Origin of the sequence: Acinetobacter sp. YH01019 (assembly GCF_013420285.1) — a bacterium.
Classification (GTDB): domain Bacteria; phylum Pseudomonadota; class Gammaproteobacteria; order Pseudomonadales; family Moraxellaceae; genus Acinetobacter; species Acinetobacter gandensis.
Genome location: NZ_VOYM01000168.1, coordinates 1 through 1,998, shown reverse-complemented (window position 1 = coordinate 1,998; position 1,998 = coordinate 1). Strand labels below are relative to the sequence as shown.

Sequence of the window (1,998 nt, the reverse complement as noted above, 5' to 3'; positions counted from 1 at the left end):
GGATAATCTTTTTCAGATTCAATTAGTAATTGAACCGCTCTTTCTCTAATTTCGGGGGTATAGTTTGGTTTTTTCATCGGAATAGTCTCTCAGAATATTGAGTCTCCGACAAACCCGGTACGGTTCAAATGCACTGAATCAGTGGGTCGATATAAACCTCATACACCATTCAGAGCAACTTAGCTCTACTGAAGAACTACTTCAGTTTACGAATGATAACAACCATCTACACGAATTTGATGAAAACTATTTTAAAACGCTTTTCTCAGAAGATAATCATGAAAAGTTACACCTTTTTGATGATCAAGGTACGTTAGCTGTAATTGATATTACACACAACATTGCATGGCCTAATCTAGATCGTCTCGAATTTAAAACAGACTTAAGCTTTAAGTACGATTTTGCATCAATTATTGATCTCACTAAGGTCTCAAGAAAACATCCAGTGATATTACAAGACTGGCTCTGGAATTTATTCTGGAATTCACCTGCATTTGCTTCAATTTCACCTACAGATGGTCACTTTAAGATTTTTTCTTGGCCAAAGCCAATGGACAATACACAACGAAAACTCATCTTTCAAATGTCCGCTTGCTTTATTCAAGGTGCAAAAATGTCAAAAATTTCAGAGCAATATGACATCCCTCTCCCACTTGTACAAAAATTTATTGCAGCAAATATTGCTACTCAAAATATAAAAAAAATAAATCTTTGGGATAAACATTACAACCCACCATCAGAAATAATTGAAAAAACAGAAGAACAAAGTTTTGTAAAAAATTTTTTAGGTAAATTACGCCGTAAATTTGGTTTTTAAATAGGAGCAAATACATGATTCTTCAGCAATATAAAATTGTATTTGCTGGCTCAATGGGGGCTGGTAAAACTGAAGCAATCCGTTCACTTTCAGACATCCCTGTTTTATCAACCGAGGCATTAAATACTGATCAAGAACGGCATTCAAAACTTGAGACAACTGTAGGCATTGACTATGGTGAAGTTACACTTGAGGATGATCTTAAAATTGGGCTATATGGTACACCTGGACAAAGTCGTTTTGATTTTATTTGGCCAGTGATTTGTCAAGGAGCCATTGGTGCCATAATTTTAATTGATCACAACATAGAAAATCCCTTAACAGAAATTGAAAGTTACTTAGAAACATTCCAAAACTATACCGATAATATCGCTATTGGAATTACGCATACAGATGAAATAAAAACCAATCAAGACACATCAATTTATAAAGATTGGCTGATCCAACAAGATTTATATTCGCCCTTATTTTTTATTGACTCACGTAAAAAAGAAGATGTGTTGTTATTGTTAGAAGCCCTTATAACATCAGTAGAAGTTAATCATAACATTAGCGCTTAAGGATCCTTTATGTTCAATGTTCAAAAACGTTCAGCCCCTAAAGAACTTGTACAATATGCACATGAACAAATTAGCATGATTATAAATAATGCTCGAGGCGTGCATTTTGTGATGCTCTGCTCAACAGATGGCTTTGAACTTACTAGCGTCCATAAACGTGGGCAATATAACAATAGTAAACTTGCTGCTGTAAGTAGCTCAATTCTTGCCATGGTTACTGCATTTACTAAAGAAATTCAACTCACTGGTTGTCAAAGTATTACTTTGGATGCTGAAAATGGTAAAGCAATTTTAACAGCTGTATCAGCGCAACATCATCCAATGATTATTATTGCATTAACAGACAAAGACATTTTATTAGGACAAGTACTTTACATGCTTAAGTGTGCTACAAATGCAATTATTACTGAAGACTCAGCAATAGCTATTAACTAACTTTCAATTTAGCATTTCTATTTTTATCGCATAAAAAAATCCCCCTATCTCATAAGAGATAGGGGGATTTTGAATAATGAGCTGGCGATGACTTACTCTCACATGGGTAACCCCACACTACCATCAGCGCTAAGAGGTTTCACTTCTGAGTTCGGGAAGGGATCAGGTGGTTCACTCTTGCTATTG

Annotated in this window: 3 protein-coding genes and 1 rRNA gene; 3 read left to right on the top strand and 1 reads right to left on the bottom strand. The window is 35.0% G+C overall.

Annotated features, from left to right (window positions below; genetic code table 11):
- Nucleotides 1-97 precede the first annotated feature (97 nt).
- The 3 genes from FTT84_RS17665 to FTT84_RS17655 are packed head-to-tail and all read left to right on the top strand — an operon-like array spanning nt 98 to nt 1,812.
- Nucleotides 98-817: a hypothetical protein gene (locus FTT84_RS17665; protein WP_180058997.1), complete on the top strand. Its 720-nt coding sequence runs from the start codon at nt 98-100 to the stop codon at nt 815-817.
- A gap of 14 nt (nt 818-831) precedes the next feature.
- The gene (locus FTT84_RS17660) at nt 832-1,377 is read left to right on the top strand and encodes an ATP/GTP-binding protein (RefSeq protein WP_180058998.1); all 546 of its coding nucleotides are present in this window, start codon (nt 832-834) and stop codon (nt 1,375-1,377) included.
- Between the two features lie 9 nt (nt 1,378-1,386).
- Complete coding sequence (locus FTT84_RS17655; RefSeq protein ID WP_067763403.1) at nt 1,387-1,812, top strand: roadblock/LC7 domain-containing protein; 426 nt, start codon at nt 1,387-1,389, stop codon at nt 1,810-1,812.
- 79 nt (nt 1,813-1,891) lie between these two features.
- Here the strand turns inward: FTT84_RS17655 and rrf are convergent.
- Nucleotides 1,892-1,998 (bottom strand): 5S ribosomal RNA (rrf, locus tag FTT84_RS17650); the annotation flags it as partial.